This window comes from uncultured Corynebacterium sp. (assembly GCF_902489365.1).
Classification (GTDB): domain Bacteria; phylum Actinomycetota; class Actinomycetes; order Mycobacteriales; family Mycobacteriaceae; genus Corynebacterium.
Genome location: NZ_CABTZR010000115.1, coordinates 1 through 5,444 on the forward strand (window position 1 = coordinate 1; position 5,444 = coordinate 5,444).

Here is a 5,444-nt window from a genome sequence, read left to right on the forward strand (position 1 = left end):
CGTGGCCGCACTGTTCATCTTCGCCATGTGGATTACGCTGTTCGGCTTCAAGCGCTCCGGTATGGCCGTGGCACTGTCCTTGGTACTCCTGATGATTCCGATTGTGGTCCGTAATACGGAGGAGATGCTCCGTGTGGTCCCCATGGACCTGCGTGAGGCTTCCTATGCCCTCGGTGTACCGAAGTGGAAGACTATCGCCCGCATCGTTTTGCCGACCGCTCTTTCCGGCATCGTCACCGGCATCATGCTTGCTGTGGCCCGCATCATGGGTGAGTCCGCGCCGGTGCTGGTGTTGGTGGGCTCTACGTCCTCCATCAACTGGGATGCGCTCAAGGGCGCGCAGTCCTCGCTGCCGCTGATGATGCTGGATATGTACAAGTCCGGTGCTGATCCGGCTGTTTTGGACAAGCTGTGGGGCGCTGCCCTCACGTTGGTTATCCTCATCGCGATTCTCAACATCGGCGCGCGCATCGTTTCGGCGAAGTTCTCTGTCAAGAAGTAACCGTATTCACTTTCCACCTACCCCCAATAGGAGTACTACTCATGTCCAAGCTTGAGCTCAACGACGTGAACATCTACTACGGTGACTTCCACGCCGTACAGAATGTCAATATGCAAATTCCAGCTAAGGCCGTCACCGCCTTCATCGGCCCCTCCGGCTGCGGTAAGTCCACCGTTCTGCGCACCCTGAACCGTATGCACGAGGTCATCCCCGGTGCCTACGTCAAGGGTGAGATCCTCTTGGATGGCCAGAACATCTACGGCTCCAAGGTTGACCCAGTGTCCGTCCGTAACACCATCGGCATGGTATTCCAGAAGGCTAACCCGTTCCCGACCATGTCCATCGAGGACAACGTTGTCGCCGGCCTGAAACTGTCCGGTGAGAAGAACAAGAAGAAGCTCAAGGAAGTTGCCGAGAAGTCCCTGCGCGGCGCTAACCTCTGGGACGAGGTTAAGGACCGTCTGGATAAGCCGGGCGGCGGCCTGTCTGGTGGTCAGCAGCAGCGCCTGTGCATCGCTCGTGCGATTGCCGTGGAGCCGGAGGTTCTCCTCATGGATGAGCCGTGCTCGGCGCTGGATCCCATCTCCACCCTGGCTGTTGAGGACCTCATCCACGAGCTGAAGGAAAACTTCACCATCGTTATCGTGACCCACAACATGCAGCAGGCAGCCCGTGTGTCCGATAAGACTGGTTTCTTCTCTCTAGAGGCCACCGGCAAGCCAGGCCACCTCGTCGAGTTCGATGACACCACCAAGATCTTCGAAAACCCGTCCAAGAAGGACACCGAGGATTACATCTCTGGCCGCTTTGGCTAAACTCCGCTAACTCTGAAAGTCGGCGCCCTCTCTCACCTGTTTAAGGTCTAGGAGAGGCGCCGGCTTTCTTGTGCTTCCAGATTGAGCTGGGTGGATCACCCACGCCCACACGCCTGCCTAGTTGCGGAACTGGCGCTCGAGCTCCGCCATGCGGGCTTCCATCTCGGCGTCACGCTGCTCCTGGTCGCGCTTGCGCATATAGCGATCCGGGTCCAAGCCCGTGGCCAGGTAGATGATGCGCCCGGCAGCGGCGGCACAATGATCTGCGAATCGCTCGTAGTAGCGTGACAGCTGCGAAGTCTCCACGGCCTGGCGGACCGTTCCCTTCCACTCCCGCTGGGTCAGCATGCGCAGCAGGTGATGGTTGATGTCATCCACGGCATCGTCATCTTCGGTCAGGCGCAGCGCGAGCTCCGGATCGCGGGTGATGAGGATGTCTTTGAGCCCTGCAGACATGTCGAGGACGAGGCGGGTGTACTCCTCGAAATAGCCCATGATTTCTGCCGGTACAACGGGCTCTGGGTGGCGGCGACGCGCGCTCGTTGCAATGTGCTGGGATAGGCGGCCCATGCGGTAGAAATCTTCCACAATATAGATGGAGGAGATCACTTGGCGTAGGTCCTTGGCCATGGGGTTCTCCAAGGCCAGAAGGGACACCGCACGGTCTTCACAGCGCGTGCGGACCTCATCCAGTTCATCGCGCAGCGACACGGCCTCCTCAGCTGGTTGCAGGGAAGCCTCGATTAATGCCTGGGAGGCAAGAGTCATCAACCTGTGGACGGTCGTGCTCATGATGATCAGATCATGGGCAAAGTTATCCAACTGTTCACGGTAAGCGGCGCGCATGCCACGTACTTTAGCCCAACTATTGGTCTAGTGCCTGTCGGGCAACACGATCATGGCAGGTTCTGCTCCTAGCCTCCGGAGTGCATGATCTCCGCGCCTTCCGGAACCGTGGCATCCTCCGGATCATCGAGCCAACCTTCGGGCAGGACCACCTTGGCGGGTGAACCCTGGCGGCCGCGGGCGCCATCGGCGTCGTCGGCAAGCGCGGGCGAGTCGGCCCACGGCGCCAATAGCTCGCGCAGATCCTCCAAGGAATTGACGCGAGAAAGCCCCGCGCGTACCTGGCCGCCCACGGGAAAACCACGCAGGTACCAGCCAATGTGCTTGCGAATATCGCGGCTGGCTTGAGCCTCGCCCTCATGCTGGGTCAAAAGCTCCGCATGGCGGATCATGATGCGCGTGACTTCGCCTAGCGTGGGCTCCGGCGGCACCGGCTCACCCCGCAGGTGGGCGGAGAGCTCCGCGAAGAGCCAAGGGCGTCCCAAACAGCCACGGCCTACGACGACGCCGTCACATCCCGTTTGCTCCATCATGTCGTGCGCATCGGTTGCCTTGAAGATATCGCCGTTACCCAAGACGGGAATGCCGGTATCCGCTAGGTGTTCCTTGAGGCGGGCAATCTCACTCCAGTCGGCGTGGCCGGAGTAGCGTTGTGCCGCCGTGCGACCGTGTAGAGCGACGGCTGCGGCACCCTCAGCAACGGCGATCCGGCCGGCGTCGAGGTGCGTTTTGTGCTCGTCATCGATGCCGACGCGCATCTTGACGGTGACTGGAATGTCCGTGCCCTCCGTCGCTTTGACAGCCGCAGCGACGATGTTGCCAAACAAACGGCGCTTATAGGGCAGGGCAGAACCACCGCCGCGGCGCGTGACCTTGGGAACCGGGCAGCCGAAATTCATGTCGATGTGGTCTGCGAGGTTCTCGTCCACGATCATTTTGGCCGCCTTGTACGTGTACTCCGGATCGACGGTGTACAGCTGCAGTGAGCGCGGCTGTTCTTGGGGGTCAAACGTGGTCATGTGCAAGGTCTTTGGGTTGCGCTCGACGAGGGCGCGTGCGGTGACCATCTCACACACGTAGAGGCCGGAGACGGTTCCGGTCTTCGCTATCTCTTGCTCGCGGCACAGCACGCGAAAGGCCACGTTGGTCACGCCCGCCATAGGGGCGAGGACAACGGGGGAGTTGAGCTGGATGTTTCCGATAGCAAGAGTCACGCCGCCAATTGTGCGCGGAACAAGCCTAGGGTGGCAAATTAGCGACGCGGACAATGAGGCAAGCGCACAGTTTTGGGTAGAGTGCGGTAAATTCGCCACCGATTCGCTAGTGTGGTGCATGTAACTAACAGGAAAGGACCGTAACCTAGGTCTTTTCTGCACATAAAAGGAGGACTCATGTCTGAGAGAATTGCATACGCGCCGTTTGAGAAGCTCGTTATGAGCGCTGACGAGGCAGCTAAGTTTGTCAATCACGGTGACCGTGTGGGAATCTCCGGCTTTACTGGTGCTGGCTATCCCAAGGCCCTGCCTACCGCCATCGCGGAAAAGGCAAAGGCAGCGCACGACGCGGGTGAAGAGTTCAAGATTGACGTCTTCTCCGGCGCTTCGACTGCCCCGGACTGCGACGGCGTGCTCGCGGAGGCTAACGCCATCCGCTTCCGCTCCCCGTACAACTCCGACCCAGTTTTGCGTGGCCGCTTCAACGACGGCTCCGCGCTGTACCAGGACATCCACCTTTCGCACTCCGGTCAGCAGGTCGAGGAGGGCTTCTACGGTGACTTCCAGGTAGCCATTATTGAGGCCGTGCGTATCGACGAGAACGGAAACATTGTTCCGTCCTCGGCCGTGGGCAACAACCTCGAATACATTGAGGCCGCCGACAAGATCATCATCGAGGTGAACGAGTGGCAGTCCCTCAACCTTGAGGGCATGCACGATATCTACCGGATTGAGAAGCTGCCGAACCGTCAGCCCATCCCGATCACCAAGCCGGCCGACCGCGTTGGCACCACCTACATTGAGATCCCGGAAGAAAAGGTCGTGGCAGTGGTCAAGACCGACGCTCCGGACCGCAACGCACCGTTCAAGGCTCCGGATGAGGTCTCCGAGAAGATTGCTGCAAACTTCATCGAGTTCCTTGAGGGCGAGGTCGCTGCTGGCCGCCTTGAGTATGACAAGTTCATCATGCAGTCCGGCGTGGGCAACGTTCCGAACGCGGTGATGGCCGGCCTGCTGGACTCCAAGTTTGAAAACATTCAGGCCTACACCGAGGTTATCCAGGACGGCATGCTCGATCTGATCGACGCCGGCAAGATGACCGTCGCCTCTGCTACTTCCTTCGCTCTGTCTCCGGAGTATGCGGACAAGATGAACGCTGAGGCTGAGCGCTACGCCAAGCACATCATCCTGCGCCCGCAGCAGGTGTCGAACCACCCGGAGGTTATTCGCCGCGTTGGCCTGATCTCCTCCAACGGCATGATTGAGGGCGACATTTACGGCAACATCAACTCCACCAACGTCTCCGGTTCCCGCATCATGAACGGTACCGGTGGCTCCGGTGACTTCACCCGTAACGCTTACATCTCCACCTTCGTCTCCCCGTCGGTGGCCAAGGATGGCGCAATCTCCGCCATCGTGCCGTTCGTGTCCCACACCGACCACACCGAGCACGACACCATGGTCATCATCACCGAGTACGGTGTGGCGGACCTGCGTGGTCTCGCTCCGAAGGAGCGCGTGGAGAAGGTTATCGCCGTGGCGCACCCGGACTACCGCCCGCTGCTTGAGGAATACTACGAGCGTGCCAAGGCTAATAAGTTCCAGCACACCCCGCACGATCTGAAGACCGCCTTTGACTTCCAGGTGAACTTCATGGAGAAGGGCGACATGCGCGGTTAATCGTTCATGCCACTCGGTCATGGCCCTTACCGTTGGAGGTGAGGGCCATTTCCCTTTCCTTAGTGTCACCTACTAAGATGGGTGGGCGTTGGGCCTTTAGCTCAGTTGGTAGAGCTACGGACTTTTAATCCGCAGGTCGCGGGTTCGAGCCCCGCAGGGCCCACAGCAAGAGCCGCCTTCGGGTGGCTCTTTTGCGTTGTAGGGTGGCCCGCTAAGGAGCCCTAGCTCCTCTAGCTCTTCACGAGCTTCCGAATGGCCCGCATGGCCTCCTCTAGCTTCTCTGTGGCTACTTGCCCGTCCTCGGCGGCTGCTCCCGCCACGCAGTGCTCTATGTGGTCTTCTAGCAGCGCTAGGGAGACGTTCTCGAGCGCTGAGGTGACCGCGGAA

At 59.8% G+C, this 5,444-nt stretch carries 6 protein-coding genes and 1 tRNA gene; 4 read left to right on the forward strand and 3 right to left on the reverse strand.

The window, feature by feature from the left end; all coding sequences use genetic code 11:
• Both RDN59_RS11265 and pstB read left to right on the forward strand, forming a co-directional pair.
• Nucleotides 1-502 (forward strand): ABC transporter permease subunit (locus tag RDN59_RS11265; protein ID WP_308607923.1); only part of this gene is annotated, 502 nt, incomplete at its 5' end.
• 41 nt (nucleotides 503-543) lie between these two features.
• A complete protein-coding gene (pstB, locus tag RDN59_RS11270) occupies nucleotides 544-1,317 on the forward strand; it encodes a phosphate ABC transporter ATP-binding protein PstB (RefSeq protein WP_046649300.1) in 774 nt (257 codons plus the stop codon).
• Nucleotides 1,318-1,434: 117 nt separating this feature from the next.
• On the opposite strand, the gene phoU is transcribed toward pstB, so the two are convergent.
• Nucleotides 1,435-2,163 (reverse strand): phosphate signaling complex protein PhoU, encoded by a 729-nt coding sequence (gene phoU / locus RDN59_RS11275; protein ID WP_049157153.1) that lies wholly within the window; start codon nucleotides 2,161-2,163, stop codon nucleotides 1,435-1,437.
• A 68-nt stretch (nucleotides 2,164-2,231) separates the two neighbouring features.
• Entirely contained in the window at nucleotides 2,232-3,377 is a 1,146-nt protein-coding gene (gene dusB, locus RDN59_RS11280) for a tRNA dihydrouridine synthase DusB (RefSeq protein ID WP_308607924.1), read from the reverse strand.
• A 177-nt stretch (nucleotides 3,378-3,554) separates the two neighbouring features.
• On the opposite strand from dusB, the gene RDN59_RS11285 reads away from it, so the two are divergent.
• Nucleotides 3,555-5,057, forward strand: coding sequence for an acetyl-CoA hydrolase/transferase family protein (locus RDN59_RS11285; RefSeq protein WP_308607925.1), 1,503 nt, complete (start codon nucleotides 3,555-3,557; stop codon nucleotides 5,055-5,057).
• A 90-nt stretch (nucleotides 5,058-5,147) separates the two neighbouring features.
• Nucleotides 5,148-5,220: transfer RNA gene (locus RDN59_RS11290), tRNA-Lys, on the forward strand.
• A gap of 67 nt (nucleotides 5,221-5,287) precedes the next feature.
• On the opposite strand, the gene RDN59_RS11295 is transcribed toward RDN59_RS11290, so the two are convergent.
• The coding region (locus tag RDN59_RS11295; protein ID WP_308607926.1) for a metal-sensing transcriptional repressor at nucleotides 5,288-5,444 on the reverse strand (157 nt) is incomplete at its 5' end.

Excerpts from the sequence above, each read along its gene's own strand:
- pstB (WP_046649300.1), top strand. The coding sequence starts at position 544 with ATGTCCAAGCTTGAGCTCAACGACGTGAACATCTACTACGGTGACTTC.
- phoU (WP_049157153.1), bottom strand. The coding sequence starts at position 2,163 with ATGCGCGCCGCTTACCGTGAACAGTTGGATAACTTTGCCCATGATCTG.
- RDN59_RS11285 (WP_308607925.1), top strand. The coding sequence starts at position 3,555 with ATGTCTGAGAGAATTGCATACGCGCCGTTTGAGAAGCTCGTTATGAGC.